At 60.9% G+C, this 25,156-nt stretch carries 28 protein-coding genes and 1 other RNA gene; 14 read left to right on the top strand and 15 right to left on the bottom strand.

The annotated features are described in order from the left end of the window. Positions 1–16: 16 nt before the first annotated feature. Positions 17–973 carry a TAXI family TRAP transporter solute-binding subunit gene (locus tag SIAM614_RS03565; RefSeq protein WP_006932148.1) on the top strand — a complete coding sequence of 319 codons (957 nt, stop codon included), beginning with the start codon at positions 17–19 and terminating at the stop codon, positions 971–973. A gap of 279 nt (positions 974–1,252) precedes the next feature. Further along, positions 1,253–3,001, top strand: a complete 1,749-nt coding sequence (locus SIAM614_RS03560) for a TRAP transporter permease (protein ID WP_157139675.1) — start codon at positions 1,253–1,255, stop codon at positions 2,999–3,001. Positions 3,002–3,010: 9 nt separating this feature from the next. Here SIAM614_RS03560 and SIAM614_RS03555 read toward each other — a convergent pair whose 3' ends face one another. The 3 genes from SIAM614_RS03555 to SIAM614_RS03545 all read right to left on the bottom strand — a co-directional run bounded on the left by SIAM614_RS03555 (position 3,011) and on the right by SIAM614_RS03545 (position 5,086). Then, positions 3,011–3,259 (bottom strand): DUF1272 domain-containing protein, encoded by a 249-nt coding sequence (locus tag SIAM614_RS03555; protein ID WP_006932146.1) that lies wholly within the window; start codon positions 3,257–3,259, stop codon positions 3,011–3,013. 69 nt (positions 3,260–3,328) lie between these two features. Further along, positions 3,329–4,018: a M50 family metallopeptidase gene (locus SIAM614_RS03550; RefSeq protein WP_006932145.1), complete on the bottom strand. Its 690-nt coding sequence runs from the start codon at positions 4,016–4,018 to the stop codon at positions 3,329–3,331. 102 nt (positions 4,019–4,120) lie between these two features. Next, a complete protein-coding gene (locus SIAM614_RS03545) occupies positions 4,121–5,086 on the bottom strand; it encodes a peptidoglycan -binding protein (protein WP_006932144.1) in 966 nt (321 codons plus the stop codon). A gap of 55 nt (positions 5,087–5,141) precedes the next feature. Here SIAM614_RS03545 and SIAM614_RS33500 point away from each other — a divergent pair, with 55 nt between their 5' ends. Then, positions 5,142–6,173 carry a hypothetical protein gene (locus SIAM614_RS33500; RefSeq protein ID WP_157139660.1) on the top strand — a complete coding sequence of 344 codons (1,032 nt, stop codon included), beginning with the start codon at positions 5,142–5,144 and terminating at the stop codon, positions 6,171–6,173. 189 nt (positions 6,174–6,362) lie between these two features. On the opposite strand, the gene SIAM614_RS03535 is transcribed toward SIAM614_RS33500, so the two are convergent. From SIAM614_RS03535 to tkt, 11 genes are all read right to left on the bottom strand, one after another. Beyond that, positions 6,363–7,169, bottom strand: coding sequence for an inositol monophosphatase family protein (locus tag SIAM614_RS03535; protein ID WP_006932140.1), 807 nt, complete (start codon positions 7,167–7,169; stop codon positions 6,363–6,365). A gap of 73 nt (positions 7,170–7,242) precedes the next feature. Then, the gene (gene efp / locus SIAM614_RS03530) at positions 7,243–7,806 is read right to left on the bottom strand and encodes an elongation factor P (protein ID WP_006932138.1); all 564 of its coding nucleotides are present in this window, start codon (positions 7,804–7,806) and stop codon (positions 7,243–7,245) included. Between the two features lie 246 nt (positions 7,807–8,052). Next, positions 8,053–9,237, bottom strand: a complete 1,185-nt coding sequence (locus SIAM614_RS03525; RefSeq protein ID WP_006932136.1) for a tetratricopeptide repeat protein — start codon at positions 9,235–9,237, stop codon at positions 8,053–8,055. Positions 9,238–9,251: 14 nt separating this feature from the next. Further along, positions 9,252–9,893, bottom strand: a complete 642-nt coding sequence (locus tag SIAM614_RS03520; RefSeq protein ID WP_006932135.1) for a thiamine phosphate synthase — start codon at positions 9,891–9,893, stop codon at positions 9,252–9,254. A 116-nt stretch (positions 9,894–10,009) separates the two neighbouring features. Further along, on the bottom strand, positions 10,010–11,077 hold the full coding sequence (gene fba, locus SIAM614_RS03515; RefSeq protein ID WP_006932134.1) for a class II fructose-bisphosphate aldolase: 1,068 nt from the start codon (positions 11,075–11,077) through the stop codon (positions 10,010–10,012). Between the two features lie 507 nt (positions 11,078–11,584). Next, on the bottom strand, positions 11,585–12,778 hold the full coding sequence (locus tag SIAM614_RS03510) for a phosphoglycerate kinase (RefSeq protein ID WP_006932132.1): 1,194 nt from the start codon (positions 12,776–12,778) through the stop codon (positions 11,585–11,587). Positions 12,779–12,806: 28 nt separating this feature from the next. After that, positions 12,807–13,430, bottom strand: a complete 624-nt coding sequence (locus SIAM614_RS03505; protein WP_006932125.1) for a LysE family translocator — start codon at positions 13,428–13,430, stop codon at positions 12,807–12,809. A 40-nt stretch (positions 13,431–13,470) separates the two neighbouring features. After that, the gene (locus tag SIAM614_RS31850; protein WP_006932123.1) at positions 13,471–13,644 is read right to left on the bottom strand and encodes a hypothetical protein; all 174 of its coding nucleotides are present in this window, start codon (positions 13,642–13,644) and stop codon (positions 13,471–13,473) included. 34 nt (positions 13,645–13,678) lie between these two features. Continuing rightward, positions 13,679–13,867 (bottom strand): hypothetical protein, encoded by a 189-nt coding sequence (locus SIAM614_RS03500; protein WP_006932121.1) that lies wholly within the window; start codon positions 13,865–13,867, stop codon positions 13,679–13,681. A 165-nt stretch (positions 13,868–14,032) separates the two neighbouring features. Beyond that, complete coding sequence (gap, locus tag SIAM614_RS03495; protein WP_006932119.1) at positions 14,033–15,043, bottom strand: type I glyceraldehyde-3-phosphate dehydrogenase; 1,011 nt, start codon at positions 15,041–15,043, stop codon at positions 14,033–14,035. Positions 15,044–15,186: 143 nt separating this feature from the next. Further along, positions 15,187–17,175 carry a transketolase gene (gene tkt, locus SIAM614_RS03490; protein ID WP_040439192.1) on the bottom strand — a complete coding sequence of 663 codons (1,989 nt, stop codon included), beginning with the start codon at positions 17,173–17,175 and terminating at the stop codon, positions 15,187–15,189. Positions 17,176–17,610: 435 nt separating this feature from the next. Between tkt and SIAM614_RS03485 the strand changes: the two genes are divergently transcribed. The 7 genes from SIAM614_RS03485 (at position 17,611) to SIAM614_RS03460 (ending at position 21,514) form a co-directional block, all read left to right on the top strand. After that, positions 17,611–17,907 carry a DUF4164 domain-containing protein gene (locus SIAM614_RS03485; RefSeq protein ID WP_006932111.1) on the top strand — a complete coding sequence of 99 codons (297 nt, stop codon included), beginning with the start codon at positions 17,611–17,613 and terminating at the stop codon, positions 17,905–17,907. 6 nt (positions 17,908–17,913) lie between these two features. After that, entirely contained in the window at positions 17,914–18,294 is a 381-nt protein-coding gene (locus tag SIAM614_RS03480) for a cell division protein ZapA (protein WP_006932110.1), read from the top strand. 311 nt (positions 18,295–18,605) lie between these two features. Then, positions 18,606–18,760: non-coding RNA, 6S RNA (ssrS, locus tag SIAM614_RS31095), on the top strand. Positions 18,761–18,803: 43 nt separating this feature from the next. Further along, positions 18,804–19,382, top strand: coding sequence for a 5-formyltetrahydrofolate cyclo-ligase (locus SIAM614_RS03475; protein WP_006932109.1), 579 nt, complete (start codon positions 18,804–18,806; stop codon positions 19,380–19,382). Positions 19,383–19,425: 43 nt separating this feature from the next. Then, the gene (locus SIAM614_RS03470) at positions 19,426–20,256 is read left to right on the top strand and encodes a TIGR00282 family metallophosphoesterase (RefSeq protein WP_006932108.1); all 831 of its coding nucleotides are present in this window, start codon (positions 19,426–19,428) and stop codon (positions 20,254–20,256) included. 99 nt (positions 20,257–20,355) lie between these two features. Continuing rightward, positions 20,356–21,102 (top strand): YebC/PmpR family DNA-binding transcriptional regulator, encoded by a 747-nt coding sequence (locus SIAM614_RS03465; RefSeq protein ID WP_006932107.1) that lies wholly within the window; start codon positions 20,356–20,358, stop codon positions 21,100–21,102. Between the two features lie 100 nt (positions 21,103–21,202). After that, positions 21,203–21,514: a MazG-like family protein gene (locus SIAM614_RS03460; protein ID WP_006932106.1), complete on the top strand. Its 312-nt coding sequence runs from the start codon at positions 21,203–21,205 to the stop codon at positions 21,512–21,514. A 155-nt stretch (positions 21,515–21,669) separates the two neighbouring features. Here SIAM614_RS03460 and SIAM614_RS03455 read toward each other — a convergent pair whose 3' ends face one another. After that, the gene (locus SIAM614_RS03455; protein ID WP_006932105.1) at positions 21,670–22,431 is read right to left on the bottom strand and encodes a sulfite exporter TauE/SafE family protein; all 762 of its coding nucleotides are present in this window, start codon (positions 22,429–22,431) and stop codon (positions 21,670–21,672) included. A gap of 187 nt (positions 22,432–22,618) precedes the next feature. Between SIAM614_RS03455 and ruvC the strand changes: the two genes are divergently transcribed. From ruvC to ruvB, 4 genes are read left to right on the top strand one after another with little or no spacing between them, the layout of a single operon-like run. Then, the gene (gene ruvC, locus SIAM614_RS03450) at positions 22,619–23,134 is read left to right on the top strand and encodes a crossover junction endodeoxyribonuclease RuvC (protein WP_081455180.1); all 516 of its coding nucleotides are present in this window, start codon (positions 22,619–22,621) and stop codon (positions 23,132–23,134) included. Next, on the top strand, positions 23,131–23,748 hold the full coding sequence (gene ruvA, locus SIAM614_RS03445) for a Holliday junction branch migration protein RuvA (protein WP_006932103.1): 618 nt from the start codon (positions 23,131–23,133) through the stop codon (positions 23,746–23,748). Before ruvC ends, ruvA begins: the two co-directional genes overlap by 4 nt. Continuing rightward, on the top strand, positions 23,745–23,990 hold the full coding sequence (locus tag SIAM614_RS03440) for a hypothetical protein (protein ID WP_006932102.1): 246 nt from the start codon (positions 23,745–23,747) through the stop codon (positions 23,988–23,990). The genes ruvA and SIAM614_RS03440 overlap by 4 nt, the downstream gene beginning before the upstream one ends. Next, positions 23,980–25,020, top strand: a complete 1,041-nt coding sequence (gene ruvB, locus SIAM614_RS03435; protein ID WP_006932101.1) for a Holliday junction branch migration DNA helicase RuvB — start codon at positions 23,980–23,982, stop codon at positions 25,018–25,020. The genes SIAM614_RS03440 and ruvB overlap by 11 nt, the downstream gene beginning before the upstream one ends. The last annotated feature ends 136 nt before the right edge of the window (positions 25,021–25,156 follow it).

The following is a 25,156-nucleotide window of genomic DNA, read 5'->3' as shown; positions in this document are numbered from 1 at the left end:
AATTCGGGAGACGCTCATGACAAACACATTTTTGAAACTTGCCTTTGGTCTGACCCTTGCGCTTGGCACGTTCCAGGCCCATGCCGAAACACGGATCACTTATAAATCCGCCAAGACCGGGTCTTCCTACTACCAGATGGGCGTCCAGATCGCGGAAGCCATCAAGGCCGGCAGCAACGGCGACATGATCGTCACCGTGGAAGAAAGCCAGGGCTCCGTTCAGAACGTCATGGAAGCCAAGGCGCGCGGTGGAGACTATGTGTTCACGACGCCGCCTGCGCTCGTTTCCCTCGCCCAGGGCGGCAAGGCCATGTTCGAAGGCAAGGGCGATCCGAAGTTCGACGAAATCCGCGCTCTGTTCCCGATCCCTTCGCTGACCATGCATTTCGTCATGTCGGCCGACAGTGGTGTGACCGACTTTGCCGGGATGGAAGGCAAGACGATCCTGCTCGGCAAGGGCTCTTTCGGTGCGACGGAAGGTGAAAAGTATCTGAAGATGTTCGGTCTCGACGGCAAGGTGAACATCGCTGACGCGGAACTTTCCAACGCCGTTGCCGCGCTCAAGAACGGCCAGATCGATGGGTTCGTGACTGCCGGTTCCTGGCCCGCGCCCAATGTCATCGAGGCTGCTGCCTCAGCGGACGTGACGGTGCTTTCGCTCAGCGACGATCAGATTGCCGAAACCAAGCGGTCCAAGCTGGTCATTCCGGCCGGGACCTATGCCGGTCAGGCCGAGGACATCGTCACCACGTCGCTGCCGGTTGTCGCCTATACGACCAGTGCCATGGACGACGATACGGCCTATGCGCTGACCAAGACCTTCTGGGAAGAAAAAGCCAAGATGGGGGAAGAAGCCCCGTGGTGGAACGGTGTCGATCAGGCGCTGATGGCCAACATCACCGGCAAGATCCATCCCGGTGCTGCGCGCTACTATGAGGAAGCCGGCATCGAGTTGACCGACGCCCAGAAATAAGTTTCAAGAGCGGATGTGGGGCGCCATGGCAGGATCTGCCGGAAAGTGGCGCCCCTTTATCGTTCGAGAAGATATAAGGGGCCGGAGGAAATCATCCGCCGGGCCATTCCAGGACTGTCCACAAGCATCAGCTTCCTGCCTTGCGCAGAAGAGCGCTCTGACAGATTGAAACCGTGCAGTGGCTTGTCGCTCCTTTCGGCCGATGAGCTGCGCAACCAGATAGATTACCTGCCCATGATCAGTGGTGACACCGCGACATCGCCCTTCCAGCGAATGGCCATGCTTCTTCTTGCAACGGCGCTTGTCGTATTCCATCTCGGGCTGGTCTTCTCAGGATTGGTACCCAACCTCGTCAGCCGCCCGCTTCATCTTGCACTGGCTCTGCCGTGGATCTTCGTCTTCGCCAAAGGTGGCTTCGTCACGCGTGCCAGCGGGGCAATCCTGTGTGTTGCAGGTGTGGCCGTCTGCCTGTGGATCGCGGTAAACCAGTCCGCGCTCTCCGATCAATACGGTTTTCTGGAAGGCGACTTTCAGTTCTGGTTGGCCGGCGTCCTGCTGCTGGTCGTGCTTGAAGGCGCGCGCCGCGCAATCGGCTGGCCGCTGCCGGTGGTCGCCGCGCTGACACTGGCCTACGGCATGTTCGGTCAGCACATTCCGGGTGAGTTCGGCCATTCCGGCACACCGCTTGCCAGCTTTCTCGGCACGCTGACCATTGCCGAAGGCGGTGTCTGGGGCAGCCTGACCGGTGTCTCGGTGGGCGTGGTCGCGATTTTCGTTATTTTCGGCGCGGTTCTGAACGCCGGGGAAGCCGGACAGGGGTTCATGAATGTCGCCGCCGCAGCAGCCGGGCGGTTGAAGGGTGGGGCGGCCAAGGTGTCGGTTCTCTCCTCGGCACTGTTTGGCTCCATTTCCGGGTCAGCTTCGGCCAATGTGGCCTCCACGGGTGCAATCACCCTGCCGGCCATGACGCGGCTCGGCTACCCGAAGAAGCTGGCGGCAGCCGTCGAGGCGGTCGCCTCTTCCGGCGGCCAGATCATGCCGCCTCTGATGGGGGCGGGGGCCTTCGTCATGGTGGAGCTGACACGGGTGCCCTACACCCAGATCATGGCCGCGGCGCTGCTGCCCGCAGTTCTCTATTTCTTCGCGGTCTGGGTGGGCATCAATGCCTATGCCAAGCGCTATGACCTTGCCGGGATCGACCGGGAAGACCAGCCGAAGGCGCGCCAGGTGATTATCACCTCCGCCTTCTTCCTGGTGCCGTTTACCGTGCTTCTGTGGGGCATGTTCGTTGCGCGCTACACACCGCAATATGCCGCCTGCATTGCCATTCTGGCCGGCTTCGCGCTGCTGTTTTTCAACGCCCGTGGCACCTTTTCGATAAAGGAAATTCTGCTTCGGCTGGAGAACGCGGTTCTGAACTCTGCCCGCCAGGTGTCGGTCATCGCCTCGATCATCGTATGCGCCTCGATCATCGTCGGCGTGCTGGCGATCACGGGCCTCGGCGTCAAGATCACGTCGCTGATCCTGTCCGGATCCGGCGGCTATCTGTGGCCGTCCCTGTTCCTGACCGCGCTCGCCTGTCTGATCCTGGGCATGGAAGTGCCGACGACTGCTGCCTATGTGATCTGCGTTTCCGTTGCCGGACCGGCCTTGATGCAGCAGGGGCTGGAGCCCTTGCAGGCGCATCTGTTCGTTTTCTGGTTCGCACTGCTGTCGACCATCACACCGCCGGTCTGCGGCGCGGTCTTCATTGCCGCGGGTATGATTGGCGAGAACTGGCTGAAGGTTGCGCTTTCTGCCATGGCGCTCGGTATCGGTCTTTACATCATCCCGCTGGCCATGGTGGCCAATCCGGCGGTGCTGGAACTTGCCGCCCGTCCGCTGCCGGCGTTGCTTGCCGCGGTCAAGATCGGCCTTGGCCTGGGCCTCGTATCCTTCGGGGTCATCGGCTTCAGGAAGCCCCTGCAGAAACTGGCTGCAGGCGGCGCGGGCCTTCTGGTGATCTTCGTCGGGGGCAACTTGCTCTAGAGCGAGGCTCTAGGTGTTCTGACCACAGCCTTCCGGTTTGTAGATCCGCTGCGTGGAAGCAGGATGGCGTAAAAGGGCTCCAGCTGGCCGGATCGGGCGCTGCTGAAAATTACCGCCGCAGTTGGGGCAGGTGCCCTGCAGTACGTTTCGGGCGCAGTCCGCACAGAACGTGCATTCGAAGGTACAGATGAAGGCCTCTTCCGAATGCGGCGGAAGATCCTTGTTGCAGCATTCACAGTTGGGGCGAAGGTCCAGCATGGCGGTCTCCGGGAAGGATGGTGCGCCTATAGGACAGCCCTTGCAGGCCGTAAGGTCAAGCGGCAAATGCTAGCCTTTTTGAACGCGCTTTCCGAAATCCACGTTGCTGCTGTTGCCGAGACCGTGCCTCAGGCAGAGGTAGATGATGGCAAGGCTTGCCAGCAGCCACAGCCCGCCCCAGAAAATGGTGGGGCCGCCGAACTCTTCCGCCAGCATGTAAGCGTCCGAACGGGCGCCCGAGCGGCGGATGGTATCGTCGAAGATGTCGAAGGGCACATAGAGAATGCTGGTCAGGCCGATGACGCGCAGGATCAGGTCGTTGACCGTGACACTGAGATACCTTGCAGCCGCCAGCATGGCTATACCTGTGCCGATGCAGAAGGCGAGGGCGAAGAGATCGCGAATATAAAGCAGGGCAACCAGCAAGGTGAAGGCGCCGAGCAGCCCCAGCACAATGCGGTCCGCATCTGTCTTCAGCGCGATCATCAACAGCGCCATGCCGATGGTAAGGGAGCCGAGATAGCCCGCAGTCAGCGTCAGGAAACGGCTGCCGCCACGCGTGATCGCATGACCGCCTTGCCAGGGCGAGAGCGAGATCTCCTCCACTGAGCCGCCGGTCAGAAGTGCGGCAAGCGCATGGGAAAGCTCATGCAGATAGACGATCAGGATCTTCAGAGGCACAACAAAGATCGTGTTCCAGAAAAGGAACATGACCGCCGTGATCAGAATGAGCTGCCAATGGCCTTTGAGGATCTGCATGCGTTTGAAAAGTCCGTCTGAGGGCGGAAAAGTCAAGCAGCATGTCGGATCAGATGGGGATGCCGCGCGACCTGGTCAGGCTTCGTTGACGTGAGGCGATGCTCAGCGTTCCGTCAGCTTCAGTTCGATCCGGCGGTTCTTGGCAAGGGCTTCCTGCGTGTCGCCTTCTTCCAGCGGCTGGAATTCGCCGAAACCGGCCGCGACAAGCCGCTTGGGATCGACGCCACGTTCGATCAGGTAGCGGACCACGGAAATGGCGCGGGCTGCGGAAAGTTCCCAGTTGTTGCGCAAGCGCCCGGTGCCCGACAGCGGGCGGGCGTCGGTGTGGCCGTCGACACGCAGCACCCAGTTGATCTCGTCGGGGATCTGGGCGCTGAGTTCCTGGATGGCGTCTGCGAGCTTGTCGAGCTCCTGCCGGCCTTCCGGATTGATGTCTTCCTGGCCGCTGTCGAACAGCACTTCGGACTGAAACACGAACCGGTCGCCGACAACGGAGATGTCGGAGCGCTGGGACAGGATCTCACGCAGGCGGCCGAAGAAGTCCGAGCGGTAGCGCGACAGTTCCTGCACGCGCTGCACCAGCGCGGCGTTCAACCTTTTGCCGAGGCTCGCAATCTTGGCCTGGCTGTCGGCTTCCTTTGCCTCGGATGCTTCAAGGGCGGCGTTGGCGGCCGCAATCTGGCGGCGCAGTGCCGCGATCTGCTGGTTGAGCAGCTCGACCTGCGCAAGGGCCTCCTGGCTGATCTGGCGTTCGTCGTCGAGCAGGTTTTCAAGCTGCGAGGCGCGTCCGCCGGCGGCATCGGCTGCACCGGAACTGTTTTCCAGAAGACCGAGCAGACGGGTCTGTTCGGCCTCTGCATCGGAGAGGCTGGCCTGCAGGCCGAGGATGGTGTCTTCCAGTTCGCCGGAATTGGCGCGCTCCAGCGCAAGAAGCTCGGTGAGCTCGCTGATCTGGGCGTTGAGCCGGTTCAGAACCGTGTCGCGTCCCGAAAGCTGCTGCGACAGGAAGAACTGCGCGATCATGAAGATGGACAGCAGAAAGATGATGACGAGCAGCAGCGTCGCCATGGCGTCGACGAAGCCGGGCCAGTAGTCGGTCGACTGGGCCTGCGGCGGGCGCGTAATGCTGCCAGTCCGGCCATCGTTTACTCCTTCGCGCGGTCGAAGGCCGCGGCGATCGACGACAGGAGCCTTCGATGCGCTTTTGCTGTTCGCCCTGGGCCTCGGCCCAGTCGCGCATCATCTGCTGTTCGGAGCGCACATGTTTGACGAGGCCCTGGATGCCTTCCGCAAGATTGGCCATGGCCTGGTTGGCATTCTTGCTGCCACCTTCCTCGACGCTTTTCTGCAAGGCGGAGATCGAGGCCTGTATCTGTTCGACGCCCGGAGAATCGGGTGCGTTGAACAGGCTTTCTTCCGGATCAATGTCGGTGACCGTGGAGAGCCAGTCTTCCAGTTCGTTGTAGAATCGGTTCTGCGCCTGGCCGGCCTGCAGATCCAGGAAGCCCAGCACCAGCGAGCCCGTGAGACCGAACAGCGAGGACGAGAAGGCCGTGCCCATGCCGGAGAGCGGCGCTTCCAGGCCCGCTTTCAGGTCCTCGAAGATGACGTTGGCGTCGCCCGAGCCGACGTCGAGCGACTGGATGGTGGCGCCGACCGAGCTGACAGTCTGGAGCAGGCCCCAGAAGGTACCGAGCAGGCCGAGGAACACCAGAAGGCCGGTGAGGTAGCGCGACATCTCGCGACTTTCCTCAAGGCGCATGCCGATGGAATCGAGGATCGACCGGGCAGTGGTCGGCGTCAGGGCCATGTCGCCGGACTTGTTGCCGAGCAGGGCTGCCATCGGTGCCAGCAGCACCGGCGAACGCGTGTCGAGGCCCGGGTCGCCGATCCGGAAACTGTTGACCCAGGAGATTTCCGGGAACAGGCGGATCACGCGGCCGAAGAGCAGCAGCACACCGAACACGCCAACAAGCACGATCAGGCCATTCAGACCCGGGTTGCTCATGAAAGCCGTCGATATCTGCGGGAACAGGATGAAGGCGATGAAGGCAACGATCACCAGGAAGATGATCATGAAGGTCAGATAGGCCCGCGGACTGGACAGGCTGTAGGGGTCGAATTCACGGGCCATATTGCGTTATCAATCACCTGAATTGGACGTAACTGATTGATAGCGTGATTTTTAACGGCTTGGAAACCTCGAATTGCCGAAGAGGCCCGAATAAAGTCTGGAAAGCCCGAAATCGGATGGCTTATCCAAAGGGCACTCCCGTTTTCAGGTGGCCCATAGGGCCCGTCTCCAAAGACGGGCCGCCACTCATGGCAGAAATTCCGGAAGCAATCAGCCCTGAGCCGGGGTTGCCGCCTTTTTCAGAAGCTGCAGCAGATATTTGTGGGCGTCTTCGTTGCCGGCGACCACATCGCCGCTTTCCAGCATCTTGTTCTTGCCCTGAAGATCGCTGACGAAGCCACCGGCTTCGCGAACCATCAGGAGACCTGCTGCGATGTCCCAGGTGTTGAGGTTGCGCTCCCAGAAGCCATCCAGGCGGCCGGACGCGGTCCAGGCCAGATCGAGCGCGGCAGCGCCGCAGCGGCGCACGCCTGCCACTTCCGGCATGATATAACGCAGCTCGCGCAGGGTGCGGCCATGGTCACCCGTCCCGATGAAGGGAAGGCCGGTGCCGAACACCATTTCATGCAGTTCCGAGCGGCCGGCAACGCGCAGGCGGCGGTCGTTGAGGAAGGCCCCGCGGCCGCGCTCTGCGGTGTAAAGCTCGTCCATCACCGGGTTGTAGATGACACCGGCAACGATCTCGCCAGCCCGCTCCAGTGCGATGGAGGTGGCGAAGATCGGAATCCCGTGCAGGAAGTTGGTGGTGCCGTCGAGCGGGTCCACATGCCAGCGGTGCTGGCCGTCCGTCCCTTCGACTTCGCCGCTTTCTTCCATCACCAGACCGAAGGTCGGGCGGGCCTTGGTCAGCTCGGCACGCACGATGTCCTCGGCGCGGCGGTCTGCTGCCGAGACGAAGTCGCCGGGTCCCTTGCGGGATACCTGAAGGTTTTCAACTTCACCGAAATCGCGAACCAGAGAGCGTCCGGCTTTCGTTGCGGCTTGAACCATCACGTTGAGGAGAGCTGTGCGGGCCATTGTTCGTCACTTGTTGTTGGGCGCTGCCCGGCGAAATCCGGGCGCGCCAGTTTGAAGTCTTGCCAGTCGGAGGTCAGTCCGCGCGGCGGACGTATTCCAGAGAGCCGGTATCGACGATGATCTTTTCGCCAGCCGTGATGAACGGCGGAACCATGACGCGCACGCCGTTTTCCATCAGCGCGGGCTTGTAGGACGAAGACTGGGTCTGGCCCTTCACCACTGCGTCGGCTTCCCGGATTTCCAGGGTTACGAACTGCGGCAGGGTAATCCCGATCGGGCGCTCTTCGTGCAGTTCCACGGTCACCATCATGCCGTCCTGCAGGAAGGCGGCGCGGTCGCCGACGAAATCAGCCTGAAGTTCAAGCTGCTCGTAGGTTTCCGTGTCCATGAAGATCAGCATGTCTTCCTGGGTGAAGAGATACTGGAAGTCTTTCTGTTCCAGGCGGACGCGCTCGACCTTGTCTTCGGAGCGGAAACGCTCGTTGAGCTTGCGGCCGTCGAGCAGGTTTTTCATTTCAACCTGTGCGAAGGCGCCGCCTTTGCCTGGCTTGACGTGTTGGACTTTGACAACCGCCCAAAGCGTGTCCTGGTGCTGAAGCACGTTACCGGGCTTTATTTCGTTTCCGTTGATTTTCATGGAACGACCGACTGTTTGATTTGTTTGGATCTCAGGGTCTGGTGACCATTGGAAACCCGCCGCGTTCGATGGGGTTTCCACCCAAATCGCAACAAAACTCCAAAACTCAACAGAACCTGTAGCAGGGCGGTGACCAGCGGGCCGCCGGTGCGCCTGAAATTTGCTCGCGCCTGTCCACCACAAAAGCCGGTGGAGTTCAAGGAAAAAAGGCAAACATCCTTACGATTCCGGGCGCCGGCGCGCGGTTTACGGCGATTCCTTGGTGGGGTCCTGTGACGGAGCCATCAATGTGGCCGAATATTGTTCGGCCAGCTTGCGTGCTTCGTCCATCGTGGTTTCGTCCAGGCTCTCGATAATCCGGTCGAGTGAGAAATCCGAAACGCCGAGTGTACGGGCAATCAGGTGCCAGCCGGCAGCGGCGGCGAAATCCTGTTCCCGTCCGCGGCCATAGGCATAGACCCGCGCCAGCCGGTTCATCGCGACCGGGTTGCCTGCGGTCGCTGCACGCTCGAACCAGTCCGCAGCTTCCGCCTCGTTCGGGTCCACGCCTTTGCCCTGGAATCTCAGGATGCCATAATAGACCTGTGCAGAGGTGTGCCCGCGGCGAGCTGCGCGGCCAAGCCAGAACGCGCCAAGCCCGGGATCGTTCAGTCCGGTCTGCGCTTCGAGGTAGGAGAGGCCGAGGGCATATTGAGCCTCGGGATCGTTGAGCTTGGCCGCTTGTTCCAGAAGCTCGCGTGATTTCTTTTCATCGAAAGGGCGCCCTTCGCCTTCCTGGTAGAGCAGGGCGAGATTGTAGAGCGCGGAGGCATTGCCGGCATTCGCCGCTTCTTCGAAAAGATCAGCCGCCTTCTTCTTGTCGACCTCGACGCCGGTGCCCAGCAGATAGAGCTGGGCCAACTGCATGGCGGAGCCGGTGTCGCCCTTGGCGGCGGCCAGGCTGTACCAGTCGGCCGCCTTGGCCTTGTCCTGGTGAATGCCGAGCCCGGCTTCGTGAAGTACACCGAGTAGCGCCTGAGCAGCCTTGTCGCCGTCTTCGGCGAGCGGTGTCGCCAGGCCGAGCGCGGTCAGGAACCAGCCGCGCTGGAAGGCGGCATAGGCGGTCTCGGCGGTCGCGACGTCCCCTTCTTCCAGTTTTGGCGGGCCTGCGTCGACGATGCTCAGAAGCGTCTTGTTCTGGGTCGTGACGTCGATCAGGACCGGCAACGGCTTGCCGTCCGCACCTTTCGGCGTTTCCGCTTCCGGGGCAGCTGCACCATCTTCGGTCGTTTCGCTGGTGTCGGCCTTCTCTGGAGCCTTCTCTGGGGCCGTCTCCTGGGCCTGTGCCGGAGACAACGGCGCGGAGGAAAGTACTCCGGCTGCCAGCAGCCCTGCTGCCAGCAGAAATGGGGCGCGAAGTTTCCGGCGTAGGCTCGTTTCAGGTGTCGGCATGCATCCAGCTCGGGCTATTCGGCTTCGGGAAAGGGATGGGCGTCCAGAATACGGTTTGCTTCGGCGATAACAGTTGCAATGTCGCTGCCGGATTGCCAGACAGCGTCCTTCACAGCGACAAAATCCGCTCCGGTCGCGGCGACGTCTGCCAGCGTCTCGACCGTGTTGCCGGCAAGGGCGACGCAGGGTGTCTCGAACAGTTCCGCCCACCATGACGCGCTGGCCAGGGTCCTGTCATGGGCTTCCGCCTTCTCTGGCAGATCCAGCTTGCCGAACAGGATATAATCGACCCCGGTTTCAGCCCATTCCATGGAATCATGCTTCAGCTTGGTGCCGCCGGTGCCGACGATACGGTCGGGCTTGAAGCTTTCCACGGCCAGTTTCAGGTCTTCCAGGGATGTGTCGACGTGGACGCCATCGGCGCCACTGCGACCGGCCGCCTGGGTGTCGCGGTAGACGATTGCCGCCGCGCCGCCGTCCTGAATGATCGGCACAAGCTCGCTTGCGACGGCCTGCAGGTCCTTGGTGCTGGCGCCGGGCCGGTAGATCATCACGCAAGCGATGTCACCACCGGTGAAGGCCTGTTTGAGCTTGACCGCCATGTCGGCGGTGTCAAATTCCGGCGGCGTCACGAGAAAAAGGCGGGGACGGTTCACTTGTGCAGTCCTGATTAATGTCTGATCGGGATTTTGTCCCTAAAGACGGCGAAAGAGGGACGCAAGGCCCCTCTTTCAATTAAGTGAAAGAATTTCTCTGCCGGTCCGGCCGAAAATCAGGCGATCTTCGGATCCAGTTCGCCAGTCTGGTAGCGTTTGGCCATATCGGCAAGCGTTATGATCTTCTTGATCTTGGAGGCCTTGCCTGCGGTGTTGAAGGCTTCCAGGCGCTCGACGCACAGTTTCTGCATGGCATCGCGCGCAGGCTTCAGATATTTGCGCGGATCGAATTCGCCTGGGTTCTCGCTCAGGATCTTGCGGATCTGACCGGTCATCGCCATGCGGTTGTCGGTGTCGATGTTGACCTTGCGCACGCCGTTCTTGATGCCGCGCTGGATTTCTTCCACCGGCACACCCCAGGTCTGCGGCATCTGGCCACCATACTGGTTGATGATGTCCTGCAGGTCCTGCGGCACGGAAGACGACCCGTGCATGACAAGGTGGGTTTCCGGCAGACGGCGGTGGATTTCCTCGATCACATGCATAGCGAGGATCTCGCCGTCCGGCTTGCGGGTGAACTTGTAGGCGCCGTGGCTGGTGCCCATGGCAATGGCAAGCGCGTCGACCTTGGTTTCCTGCACGAATTTGACCGCCTCTTCCGGATCGGTCAGCAACTGGTCATGGCTGAGCTTGCCTTCCGCGCCATGGCCGTCTTCCTTGTCGCCCATGCCCGTTTCCAGCGAGCCCAGAACGCCGAGTTCACCTTCGACGGAGATGCCGCCCAGATGGGACATGTCGGTCACGGTCTTGGTGACGCCGACGTTGTAGTCCCAGTTTGCCGGGGTCTTGCCGTCCGCTTCCAAGGAGCCGTCCATCATGACCGAAGTGAAGCCGGCCTGGATGGCCGTCATGCAGGTCTGTGGTGCGTTGCCGTGGTCCAGATGCACGCAGACCGGAATGTGCGGATAGATTTCCACGACCGCGTCCATCATGTGCTTCAGCATCACATCGTGGGCATAGGACCTGGCGCCACGGGAGGCCTGGATGATGACCGGCGCGTCGGTCTGGTCCGCCGCTGCCATGATCGCCAGCGCCTGCTCCATGTTGTTGATGTTGAATGCCGGAACGCCGTAGTCGTGTTCAGCAGCATGATCAAGAAGCTGGCGGAGGGTGATACGTGCCATCAAAAATCTCCCGAGGGTGCGGTTCCGATGAGCCAACAAGGCTAGCGAAAAATCACGACACCTGTTTTGCGGTGCGTCAAGTCCCGGTCGTTCTAGCAAGATTTTCGGCCATGGAAAGAGGGCCGTGGCCGCTTAAATCAATTAAAATACAATGGCCTGCCGGAAATCATCCCGGCAGAATTAATTCGTAGATCGAATTAATTTGAGGCGGTCGAACTGACCGATAGGCTGAATTTTAAACCGGCGAACCGATATTGGCAAACGTTTCCGCCGGATCTCTGACACTCGACCGTATCTGGCCAAAGTCCGTTTCTTGACGGACTTCGACAACATTCATGCCGAGTTCGAGAGCCAGGCTTATCCGCATCGCCCTGACAGACGAATCAACCGGATACGAATTGCGCGCATGTCCTGAAAGCCCCTGACAGAAGGCCGCTGAGAGGGCGACCTTCCGGGTCAGGAGCGTGCTGAAACCGCGCTGCAGGGCGGTTTCAGCCTTTTCGTCCGTCAGGCGTCGAGTGCCTTCACGCCCGGCAGTTCCTTGCCTTCCAGCCATTCCAGGAAAGCGCCGCCGGCGGTGGAAACGTAGGAAAAATCGTCTGCCGCGCCCGCGTGGTTGAGCGCTGCGACGGTGTCGCCGCCACCGGCCACGGAGTTCAGCTTGCCTGCCTTGGTCTTGGCAGCGGCATGCTTGGCGGCTGCAACGGTTGCGGTGTCGAAGGGGGCGATCTCGAACGCACCCAGAGGTCCGTTCCAGACGAGGGTCTTGGCTGCATCGATCTTGGTTTTTACCGTTTCGATGGAAGCTGCGCCGACATCGAGGATCATGCCGTCCGACGGGATGGCATCGAGCGCTACGGTTTCGTTCTCCGCACCGGCCTTGAATTCCTTCGCGACAACGGCATCTGCCGGAAGCACGATCTCGCAACCGGCCTTGTCGGCTGCGGTCATGATGCGTTTCGCGGTTTCGGCCAGATCATGTTCGCACAGCGACTTGCCGACATCCGTACCCTTGGCGGCCAGGAACGTGTTGGCCATGCCGCCGCCGATCACCAGCATGTCGACCCTGGTCACAAGGTTTTCCAGAAGATCGATCTTGGAAGACACCTTGGCGCCGCCGACAACGGCCAGAACCGGACGGACCGGATTGCCGAGCGCCGAGCCTAGGGCTTCCAGTTCCGCCTGCATGGTGCGTCCGGCGTAGGCAGGCAACAGCCGGGCAATACCTTCAGTGGAGCCGTGGGCCCGGTGGGCTGCCGAAAAGGCGTCGTTGACGTAGACATCGCCATTGGCGGCAAGGGCCTTTGCGAAGTCCGGGTCGTTCTTTTCTTCACCGGCATGGTAGCGGGTGTTTTCCAGAAGCAGCACGTCGCCATCGACCATCACGTCGACCGCATCCTTTGCCGCCTGGCCGATACAATCATCCGCAAAGACCACAGGTCTGCCAAGCAGAGCGGCAACCGCCGGGGCAACCGGGCCGAGCGACATGCTGGCAACCCGTTCGCCCTTCGGACGACCAAAATGGGCCAGCAGGATGACCTTTGCCTTCTTGTCGGACAGTTCGCGGATGGTCGGCAGAACGCGTTCGATGCGGGTGGTATCCGTCACCTTCCCGCCGTCCATCGGAACATTGAGGTCGACCCGGACCAGAACGCGTTTGCCGGCAATGTCTGTCAGATCGTCGAGAGTTTTGAAAGCCATTGGTTCACCTGTTGGGAAATGCCTGTCGTCAGGGACGGCTGGAGTTGGTGGAAACGGCGATGCCGATGCCGAACAAGGTCAGCAGAATGCCGAAAGAGCGCTCCATCCAGAGCTTGGCGCGCATGAACTTGAGGCGCACGGCAGGCAGCGTGAAGAAGACGGTAACCAGCACGAACCACAGGAACACACCCCCGGCCATGATCACGCCGTAGCCAATCTGGGTCCAGAGCGGCGTTGCGGGAGACGTCACCTGAAGGAAAACCGAGAGGGCGAACATGGTTGCCTTCGGATTGGTCACATTGGTGAAAAACCCCCAGCGGAGCGCGCGGAAGGGCGACATGCCGGACATGGCACCATCGGCAGGCATCTCCTTCGAGGCCGTGCGGTACATGGTGACGCCCAGGAAAACGAGGTAGGCCGCGCCGATCAGCTTCAGCGCGTTGAAAAGCAGGATCGACTGGGAAACGATCAGGCCGATGCCCGCCAGTGCGTAGGTGACATGGACGCCGAGCGCCAGCGCGATGCCGAGCGCAGTCATGATGCCGGCGAGACGTCCGCCAATGAGAGCGTTGCGAAGGACGACGGCAAAGTCAGGCCCGGGAACGATTGCGACCACGACGGTCAGCGAAATGACAGTTAGCAGTTCGAGCAAGCTGGGAACTCCGGAAAGGAAAAGAGGCGTCTCGGGAGAGCTATCGATCGGGCGGTGTTTGCAGGTTGGCCATCGTTTGGGACTTTTTGCCATCCACTTCCGGCTGCCAGCTCCCTCTGGTGTTTCTTGCGGAGCGTTCTTTCGACCGCTCGACGAAATAGAAGCCGACGCCGATCAGCACAATAAATCCGAACAAAAAGGCCAGAGTGGTCATGGTTCAGATCCTTCAATTCGTATCAGAAATGTTGTCAGGAATTTCTGGCCGGAAAGTCCGGCTTTCGCAAGATGTCGTTGCCGGGGGTGCCAAGGTCAGGCTCCGTGTCCCGATCTGAAGGGAACCTTTCATTGTCCCTCTTCATGTCGACCCAATAGAAGCCGAAACCCACCAGGCAACCCACCGCGAACAACGACCCAAGAATGACCAGTAAGGCGGTCATGACGGCGTCTCCAGGATTGAACTGCACGTGTCTGCAGTTCCAGTCTACATGACCTTTGCCCTGGAGCTATGCCTGAAATGAGAATCGTGTCGCGGTGTTGTTGGACTTGGCACCCGAGCCGACAAAAAAGACGCCGGATGAACCGGCGTCTTTTAAAGGCAACAATCAGATGAGCTTTGCCATTGCCACGGCCGTGTCGGCCATGCGGTTGGAGAAGCCCCATTCGTTGTCGTACCAGGACAGGATACGCACGAAGGTGCCGTCCATGACCTTGGTCTGGTCGCAATGGAAGACCGAGGAGTGGCTGTCATGGTTGAAGTCCATGGAAACCAGCTTGTCTTCGGTGTAGCCGAGAACGCCCTTCAGCTTGCCGTTGGCGGCTGCCTTGATGGCTTCGTTGATTTCCTCAACGGTGGTGTCGCGCTTTGCAATGAAGTTCAGGTCGACCACGGAAACGTTCGGGGTCGGAACGCGGATGGCGACACCATCCATCTTGCCGGCCAGGTCCGGCAGCACCAGGCCAACGGCCTTTGCGGCGCCGGTCGAGGTCGGGATCATGGACATGGCCGCAGCGCGGGCGCGGTAGAGATCCTTGTGCATGGTGTCCAGGGTCGGCTGGTCACCTGTGTACGAATGGATCGTCGTCATGAAGCCCTTTTCGATGCCGATGGCTTCGTTCAGCACATAGGCGACCGGGGACAGGCAGTTGGTGGTGCAGGATGCGTTGGAAACGACCAGGTCGTTTGCGGTCAGGGCATCGTGGTTGACGCCGTAGACGATGGTCTTGTCGGCACCGTCGGCCGGAGCGGAGACCAGAACGCGCTTGGCGCCGGCTTCCAGATGCATGGACGCCTTTTCCTTGGCGGTGAAGATGCCGGTGCATTCCATGGCGATTTCAACGCCGAGTTCGCCCCAGGGCAGTTCCTTCGGGTCACGGATCGCGGTTACCTTGATCGGCTTGCCGCCACCGACGGAAATGGTGTCGCCGTCGACCTTGACCTCTGCCGGGAACCTGCCGTGCACGCTGTCGTAGCGCAGCAGATGCGCGTTGGTCTCGACCGGGCCGAGGTCGTTGATCGCAACGACTTCGATGTCGGTGCGGCCGGATTCGACAATGGCGCGCAGCACGTTGCGGCCGATACGTCCAAATCCATTGATTGCTACCTTGGTTACCATAATCCACTCCCGCAATCTTCGGTGTGCCTTTCAAGGGGCTAAACCGATTTAAAAACCACTTAGTGTGGTCGATTGATGAGCACATTCGTGCTCGAAGTCCCGGCACCATAGGAGGAAGTCTTGGTGCCGGGAATTGATTTCGATTAAGCGCCGAGCTTTGCCTTGGCGGCTGCGACCACGGCATCCGCCGTGATACCGAAATGTTCGTAGAGCTCCTTGTAAGGAGCGCTGGCGCCGAAGCCGGTCATGCCGACAAAGATGCCATCGGAACCGATAAAGTGGTCCCAGCCCATGCGGATGCCAGCTTCGATCGCAATCTTGACCGGGCTGTTGCCGATGACGGCGGCCTTGTAGTCGTCGGATTGAGCTTCGAACAGTTCGAACGACGGCACGGAAACCACGCGCACGGCAATGCCGGCCGCGCTCATGTCCTTGTGCGCGTCGACGGCGATCTCGACTTCCGAACCGGTCGCGAAAATCGTGACGGCCGCGTCCTCGTCGCTGTCGATCAGAACATAGGCGCCTCTGGCGCAGAGGTTGTCTTCCTCATAGCTCTTGCGCAGCGACGGCAGGTTCTGACGGGTCAGAGCCAGGACCGACGGTCCGTCGCGGTTTTCCAGCGAAAGCTGCCAGCACTCAAGCGTCTCGGTGATGTCGGCCGGGCGGAAGAACGTCAGGTTCGGGATCGCACGCAGGGCGGCGAAATGCTCCACCGGCTGGTGGGTCGGACCATCTTCGCCAAGGCCGATGGAATCGTGGGTCATGACATGGATGACCCGCTGGCCCATGAGCGCTGCGAGGCGGATCGACGGACGGCAGTAATCGGAGAAGATCAGGAAGCCGCCGGAGTAGGGGATCAGACCGCCGTGCAGAGCCATGCCGTTCATGGCTGCCGCCATGCCGTGCTCGCGAATGCCGTAGTGAATGTAACGGCCGGAGAAATCGTCCGGGGTAACCGGTACGGTCTGCGAGGTCTTGGTATTGTTGGAACCGGTCAGGTCGGCGGAGCCGCCGATGGTTTCCGGCACAACTTCGTTGATGACGGTCAGGACTGCTTCAGACGCCTTGCGGGTCGCCATGGTCGGCTGTTCGTCGGCGAGCTTTTTCTTGTAGTCCTGAACGGCCTTGCTGAAGCCGGCCGGCAGGTCGCCACGGTTGCGGCGTTCGAATTCGGCACGGGTCTCGGCATCGGCCTCGGCAAAACGCTTCTGCCAGTCCTTGTGAGCCTGAGCGGAGCGCAGGCCGGCGATGCGCCAGGCGTCCAGAATGTCGCTCGGAACCTCAAACGCTGCATGTGGCCAGTTGAGTGCGGCACGGGTGAGGGAAATCTCCTCGGCGCCAAGCGGCGAGCCATGGACCTTTGCGGTGCCGGACTTGTTCGGCGCGCCGAAACCGATGGTGGTCTTGGCCGCGATCAGGGTCGGGCGGTCGCTGGCCTGGGCCTGGCGGATGGCCGCGGAAATGGCAACCGGATCGTGACCGTCGACGCTGAGCGTGTTCCAGCCAGAAGCAGCAAAGCGGGCCTGCTGATCGGTGGAATCGGTGATCTCGACCTTGCCGTCGATGGAAATGCCGTTGTTGTCCCAGATGACGATCAGCTTGTTGAGTTTCAGGTGGCCTGCCAACGTCAGGGCTTCCTGGCTGATGCCTTCCATGAGGCAGCCGTCACCGGCCAGCACATAGGTGTAGTGATCGACAAGATCTTCACCGAAGCGGGTAGACTGCAGGCGCTCGGCAATCGCCATGCCGACCGCATTGCCCAGGCCCTGGCCGAGCGGGCCGGTGGTGGTCTCGATGCCGGCGCCGTGGCCGTATTCCGGGTGGCCGGCGGTGCGTGCGCCGAGCTGGCGGAAATTCTTCAGCTCGTCGAGAGAGAAATCTTCATAGCCGAGCAGATACAGCAGGCTGTAAAGCAGCATGGAGCCGTGGCCGGCGGACAGAACGAAGCGGTCGCGGTCGGCCCAGTTCGGGGCGGTCGGATCGAATTTCAGGAATTCGGTGAAAAGAACTGTCGCGATATCCGCAGCGCCCATCGGCAGGCCTGGGTGACCGGAATTAGCCTTTTCCACGGCATCGATGGCAAGAAAGCGGATCGCATTTGCCATGCGCTGGTGTTTATCAAGATCGGTCATCGTCGTCCCGTTGCTTGCTTTGGAGCCCCCCTTGGCCGCAGCAGGGAGCCCGGCAAGGTTGTTCTGAGGTGCGCTGCTCATGATTTAACTTTCGTCAATCTCGAACAAGCGCCAGACAAATATCAGGAACCGCACCCGAGTCAATAAAGCTGCTTGGGGTCTTTTGAGGGCACTGCAGGGGAAGAATTTTTTCGACCGCGCGTTATAGAGTTGAGGATTCTGCCAATGCTGGCATTGACTGAGAGAAGTTGCGGTGCCTAAGCTCGGCGCTCTAACAAAGATTTGCTTTTTCGCCATGAAACGTGCTTTGCCGCGCATTGTCTGAAATGCCCGTTATTTGAGCAGCACTCCAGGGTCGAAAGCGCCAAATCTCCAGTCTGACCTAGGAAGGAATGGGCGGACCGCCACAGAAGAACGATTGGGACGACGTAATTAATGGCGGATGTCGACTGCATGGAAAAGACCAGCCTGTCCGATGCGGTAAAGCGTCTGGACAAAGCCGTCGGTAGTCTCGAAGCGGCTGTCCAGCGGCGCCTTGACGCAGACAGGTCGCTGAACGCCCTTCAGGACGATTTGCAGCGGCTCGGCGAAGACCGCTCCCAACTGGCAGCCTCACTCGATGAAAGCGAAGCCCGGGCTTCGCGGCTGGAAGAAGCCAACCGGGATGTGTCCCGGCGGCTCGTCTCGGCGATGGAAACCATTCGCAGCGTGCTCGACGCGCACGGAGGCTAGGCGCAAATGGCTCAAATCACCGTTACCATCAACGGCAAATCCTTCCGCATGGCCTGCGATGATGGCGAGGAAGAACGCCTGATGGGTCTTGCCGCGCGCTTCGATGGCTGGATCAACGACCTGAGAGGGGCCTTCGGCGAAATCGGCGACCAGCGCCTGACGGTGATGGCCGGAATCATGGCGGCCGACCAGCTTTCGGAGCTGGAGCGCAAGGTCGCCGGGCTTGAAGAGCAACTGGCCGACGCCAGGAAACAGCAGGTGGCCGCGCTCGACAACATGAGCCAGAACGAGGAAGAGCTGTCGCGGGCGGTCAACACAGCCGCAGCACGCATCGAAAGCCTCGCGGACGGCCTGTCCAAGAGTTTGCGAACCCAGGACAACGCCTGAGGCGACTTGTCGGTCCGGCGGCATTGTCCTGGCGGGCATTCTGTCTTTTCTCATCGCCAATTGAATAACTGACAGCCACAGCGTCCCCCGGGCAAACGCAGCGCAGATCCGGGGAGTACTCGTTTCCAGAGTGTCGACATTGCGCGGGATGTCCCAAGGACCCATTGGCTGCGTCAGCAAGGTGTCCAGCGAGTAGGCTGCGGGTCTCACTACGTTCGCCCGGGCTGACGGCGGAGCGTTTCAGATACTTCGTTTGTGATGAAATTCATGCCGCACTGGTAATTGCGGCTGCACCGGACTATATGCGGTACTTGCGGCTGCCCGATACGTCAGGAACATTATCCCCGGGGCCTTACGCATTCCCTTGGGAGCTGTCCCTGCGCTGGGCCGTGGTCCGTTGCAAACGGCGCCCACCTACATAGTAGGTTTCCCGGGATTGCAAATCCAACGGTCGGGCGGCTGCACGTTCCTTTTCCGGACGCGGGCCGATCCATTCAGTTCGAGGCCCCATGACCGACCTTTCCTCCATCGCTGCCGAAAAAGACAAGCTCCGCAAGGATGTACTGGCCCGCCGCAAGGCGATGCCGGTGGTCGAGCGGATCGAATTCAGCCTCCAGCTCTCTGATCATGCCGAGGATCTGCCATTGCCTGCGGGAGCGGTGGTCGCCGGGTTCTGGCCGATCCGGGACGAAATCGATCCGCGTCCGTTGATGGATCGCCTGCGCCAGCTTGGGCATCCTCTGTGTCTGCCCGTGATGACCGGCCCGAGCCTCATCTTTCGCCGCCTGGAACGGGATACGGAACTGGTCTCCGCCGGTTTCGGCACGTCGGAACCGGGCCCGTCGTCCGAGGAGGTGCGGCCGGACGTTCTTCTGATGCCGCTTGCCGGCTTTGACGGCAGGGGCACGCGCATCGGTTACGGCAAGGCTTTTTACGACACGACAATTGCGAAGCTGCAACAGTCCGGTCCCCTTTTGTGCATCGGGCTTGCGTTTTCCGTGCAGGAGGTTGACCACGTCCCTTCTGAAGCGCATGACAAGCCGTTGAATGGAATTCTGACCGAGCAGGGGTACCGGGCGTTCGGGTGACGGCGAATTTGAGAGCCGGAAGCAGGCCGCCCAGTGAGGATATATGCGTATTCTGTTTCTGGGCGATCTTGTTGGCCGCGTGGGCCGGACCGCCGTCATTGAGCAATTGCCGGAGCTTGTGGAAAGCAACCGGCTCGATTTCGTGATCGTCAACGGCGAGAATGCCGCGTCCGGATTCGGAATCACCGAAACGATCCTGCAGGATGTCTTGGACGCCGGGGCCGACGTGGTGACCACCGGCAATCACGTCTGGGACCAGCGCGACACGCTGGTCTATATCGAACGGCAGGACCGGCTGCTTCGCCCGGTGAACTATCCCTCCGGAACGCCTGGTCGCGGCGCGCATCTGTTCACGGCCAGGAACGGCGCGCGGGTGATGGTCGCCAACGTGATGGGGCGGGTCTATATGGACGCGCTCGACGATCCCTTCGCCGCCATCGACAACGTCATCAACGGGTGTCCGCTTGGCGATGTGGCCGATGCGATCATCGTTGACATGCATGCCGAAGCCACCAGCGAGAAACAGGCCATGGGCCATTTTCTGGACGGCCGGGTCAGTCTCGTCGTGGGCACGCATACCCATGTGCCGACCGCCGATCACCAGATCCTGGAAAACGGCACGGCCTACATGTCGGACGCGGGCATGTGCGGGGCATATGACAGCGTGCTGGGCATGGACAAGGAAGAGCCGGTCAACCGGTTCCAGCGCAAGATTCCGAGCTCCCGGTTCACGCCGGCAACCGGGGATGCCACGATCTGCGGCGTTGCCATCGAGACCGACGACCGCACGGGACTTGCCGAGCAAATCGCACCGCTCAGGATCGGTGGACGTCTGGAACCCGTGATCCCGTCCTTCTGGCCGAACGGGGGCTGAGCGCCGGCGAGATTTTCTCTGCGCTGGATTTTCCGGGGCAAGTTGCCTATAAGCGGCGCAGTTTTCACTGACATCACCTGTAAAGAACCGAGAAGAGCCATGGCAGGCCATTCAAAATTCAAGAACATCATGCACCGCAAGGGACGCCAGGACGCGGCCCGCTCCAAGATGTTCTCCAAGCTGTCCAAGGAAATCACCGTCGCTGCGAAGATGGGCGACCCGGATCCGGATTCCAACCCGCGCCTTCGCCTTGCCGTCCAGAACGCCAAGGCCCAGTCCATGCCGAAGGAAAACATCCAGCGGGCGATCAACAAGTCCCAGTCCGGTGACGACGACAACTATGAAGAAGTCCGCTACGAAGGCTATGGCCCGGCGGGCGTTGCCGTAGTCGTCGAAGCCCTGACAGACAACCGCAACCGCTCCGCCTCCAACATCCGCTCCTATTTCACCAAATGCGGCGGGTCACTTGGGGAAACCGGTTCGGTGTCCTTCATGTTCGACCGGGTTGGCGAGATCATCTACAAGCCGGAAGCCGGTGAAGCCGACGCTGTTCTGGAAGCGGCAATCGAAGCTGGCGCGGAAGACGTCCAGTCCGACGAGAGCGGCCATACGATCTACACCGCCTTCGAAGACCTGAACGATGTCTCCGCTGCCCTTGAAAAGGCGCTGGGCGAAGCGGATTCGACCAAGATCATCTGGAAGCCGCAGAACCTGACACCGGTCAATGCCGACAAGGCCCAGACCATGATGAAACTCATCGACATGCTGGAAGACGACGACGACGTCCAGAACGTCTACTCCAACTTCGATGTTGATGAAGAAACCATGGCGTCGCTGGCGTCCTGACGTCTTCAGGACATGACTTTGAAAACCCCGGTCTTGCCGGGTTTTTTTTGTTTTGGAGGACAAGGGTTTGAGTCTTCACTGAAGAAGGGTAACCGATCAGATGTTCAATATCTTCGAGCTGACGCAAAAAGACCCGAAAACCCTGCAGGAGCGGGCGCTCAAGCTGGCGGAAGAGGCCGGGGAACTGGCGCAGGCTGTGCTTTCAGCGACGAAGGCGCCGGGCAGCGAATACAAGAAGCAGACACTGGCGGACGTGCGCGAGGAAGCCGCCGATGCTGCCATTGTTGCTCTCAGTGTTCTGGCGCAGGCGTCTGCGAGCAAGGAAGAGTTCGAGGCTGAGCTTAACCGGCTGATGGCGGCAAAATGTGCCAAGTGGCAGGAGAAGCTTCAGGAAAAGACCGCGGGTGAATAGGGCTTGCGCTGAGATTTGCCGACAGTTTTTACCAACTTCATGACCTGAAACAGCACGGGTTCAGTCATTTTCGACCTCATCCTGAGGAAGCGCGAAGCGCTGTCTCGAAGGATGAGGCTGTCTGGGGTGCGGAAACGCTTCAACGGTGGGACGCTCTACCGGAACAGCGGATCGAGCAGGGGCATGCTCGACAGGGCGGCGAGGGCGATCAGGCCGTAGGCGAGCTTGCGGTAGAGGGCGGGGTCGGCGCGCTTGAAGCCGTTGGAGCCGAGGTAGATGGCAAGAGCATAGACGGGGATTGCCATTGTCAGGAGCTGGAAGACTTCCAGCGTGAAGAAGCCATTTAAGATGTAGGCAATGAAGGTGCCAATGCTGGCGAGCGCAAAGAAGACGATCAGGTTGGCGCGCACGATGGCCGGTTCCCTGGCGCTGGACAGCCAGAAGGCCACCACCGGCGGGCCGGAAACCTGCGAGATACCGCCAAGGACACCGGCAACCGCGCCAACTCCGAAGGACACCGGCCTGGAGGGCTTGCGTTCGTAGCGCCAGCCGGACACCAACAGCAGAAGAAGGCCGGTGACGATTGCAAAGATCGTCCAGCGCAGGACCAGTACGTCCGCATTGGCCAGCAGCCAGGCGCCGACATGGACGAAGATCACCGCGCCCACGACCGCGGGAAGCACCGTTGCCCAGTTGCACAGCCTCAGCGCTCTGACCACCAGCGGCAGCGCGACGATGCCATCGATGAACAGAAAGGTGGCGGCCGCGGTCGACGGCAGCATCACGCTGGTGGCCACCGGCATGAAGATCATCCCCGCGCCAAACCCGGCAAACCCGCGTACGCAACCGGCCACGAACAGGACGGCGGCGAGAAACACCAGAAGGCCGGGCGGAAAGGAATTGAAGATGTCGGCCATGGGAGCTCGCTGGACGGACGGGATCGGAAACGGTCAGGCCCGGCACGTGGCGGGCCTGTGCGGGGAGGGGCTGCCGCTGGCGGCAAGGCCTGATGACACGCGTTCAGAGGTGTTTTTGACAGGCATTGCGGTGGTAAGCCGCGCTTTGTCTGGCGTCAACGGGGAAGTTTTGTTACCGATTTGTTCCATGACACACGCGATTCGTTTGCTGGGCATCGACCCGGGGCTGCGGCGTACCGGCTGGGGCATGATCGAGGCGACGGGAAATCGCCTGTCCTTCATCGCTTCCGGCACGGTGACCTCCGACAACAAGAAGAGCCTGGCGGAGCGCCTGGTGGAGTTGCATGACGGCCTCAGCGAGGTCGTACGCCGGCACGATCCGGCGGAAGCTGCGGTCGAGCATACGTTCGTCAACAAGGATGCGGGCGCGACGCTGAAGCTGGGGCAGGCACGCGGGATTGCGCTGCTGGTGCCTTCGCTCGCCGGGCTTCCGGTCGCCGAATATGCGCCGAACCTCGTCAAGAAGACCGTGGTCGGCACCGGGCACGCGGAAAAGGAACAGATCCGGGCCATGGTCAAGATTCTGATGCCGCGGGCAACCTTCAATTCGGACGATGCTGCCGATGCGCTTGCAATTGCCATCTGTCACGCACAGCACCGGTCCAACAGCACAGCGCGGCTTGCCGCCATGGGGGCGATATGATCGGTAAGCTGAAGGGCACCATCGACAGCTATGGCGAGGATCACGTGATCCTGGATGTGCATGGGGTGGGCTATCAGGTTCACTGCCCCTCGCGCATTCTTCAGGGCCTGCCGCGTCCGGGCGAGGCGGCGGTCCTTTTTATCGAGACGATCGTCCGCGAAGACATGATCCGTCTCTATGGCTTCGGGATCGAGGCGGAACGCGAATGGTTCCGCATTCTGATGACGGTTCAGGGGGTCGGGGCCAAGGTGGCGCTCGGTATTCTGGGTATCCTGAAGGCAAGTGAAGTTGCCAATGCGATCGCCCTTGGTGACAAGGCCGTCATCTCTCGGGCGCCCGGCGTCGGCAAGCGCGTCGCCGAACGCATCATCTCCGAACTCAAGGACAAGGCGCCGGGGCTTGCCACGGTGGACCAGGGCACCATTGCCGTGTCCCAGACCATTGCGGACAACGTGGCCGCACGGCCGGTGGCAGAGGCAGTGTCGGCGCTGACCAATCTGGGCTATGCGCAGGCGCAGGCAAGCGGAGCGGTTGCCAAGGCCCTGCAGTCCGCTGGCGAGGATGCGACGACCGAAACGCTGATCCGCTTGGGTCTGAAGGAATTGGCGGGATGATCGCCGTTACCTATGGCATCATTGCCGTTGTGTTCTTGGTTCTCGGGATCGGCGGTAACATGTATCTCGATCACCGCTTCAGCGCTTCGGTGGGAGATCGTCCGTTTACCGTCAACGGACGCCGTGTGGAGTCGGACGATCCGTTTGTCCTGCGCCAGTTCAAGAAATTCTATGCGCTCCGGGTGGGTTATTCCCTGGCTCTTCTGGTGCTGCTGTTTGTGGTCGTAAGCCATGTCGGATGACACTCGCATCGTGACGCCGGAAATCCGGGGAGACGAGATCGATTCAACCATGCGCCCGCAGGTGCTGGACGATTTTGTCGGCCAGGCCCAGGCGCGCGCCAATCTGAAGGTGTTCATCGGCGCGGCGAAGGCCCGTGGAGAGGCGCTGGACCATGTTTTGTTCGTCGGGCCTCCCGGCCTCGGCAAGACGACACTGGCCCAGATCATGGCGCGCGAGCTCGGTGTCAATTTCCGGGCCACGTCCGGACCGGTCATCGCCAAGGCGGGGGACCTTGCGGCCCTTCTGACCAATCTGGAAGAACGCGACGTGCTCTTCATCGACGAGATCCACCGTCTCAATCCGGCGGTCGAGGAAGTGCTTTATCCGGCGATGGAGGATTTCCAGCTCGACCTGATCATCGGCGAAGGCCCTGCGGCGCGTTCGGTCAAGATCGATCTGGCGAAGTTCACGCTCGTTGCGGCGACAACACGGCTCGGTTTGCTGACGACGCCGCTGCGCGACCGCTTCGGCATTCCGGTGCGGCTGCAGTTCTATACGGTCCCCGAGCTGGAGCATATCGTCAAGCGCGGCGCGTCCATCCTCGGCATCGGCATGGTTGAAGAGGGCGCACGCGAGATTGCCAAGCGCTCGCGCGGGACGCCGCGTATTGCCGGGCGGCTGCTGCGGCGTGTGCGCGATTTTGCCATCGTGGCCGGTGTCGAGCGGGTGGACAGGGAGCTGGCCGACAGGGCCCTTCTGCAGCTCGAAGTCGATAGCGCCGGGCTCGACAGTCTCGACCGGCGGTATCTCAGCCAGATCGCTGTCAATTTCGGCGGCGGGCCTGTCGGCATCGAGACCATCGCAGCAGCGCTTTCCGAGCCTCGTGATGCGATCGAGGAAATCGTGGAACCCTATCTCATCCAGAACGGGTTCTTGCAGCGCACGCCAAGAGGCCGGATCCTGACGCCGATGGCGTTCGAACACCTGGGTCTTGCCGCACCATCCAGGCCGGATGCGCCGCAACTCGGGCTTTTCTCGGAGCCTGAGTAGGTTACGTAGTATTTATAAGAAAAACGCCGTCTTGTTCATCTGTGTCTGCATGGCGATTAAGCATTTATTCGCGAATGCTGCCGTACCTTCCCGTTAACTATGCGGGGGAATCGATGCGGAAACGGCTTTCATCTAA

Source organism: Roseibium aggregatum IAM 12614, assembly GCF_000168975.1.
GTDB lineage: Bacteria > Pseudomonadota > Alphaproteobacteria > Rhizobiales > Stappiaceae > Roseibium > Roseibium aggregatum.
Note: the sequence above shows the minus strand (reverse complement) of the source record. Positions and strands in the feature narration are given on the sequence as shown.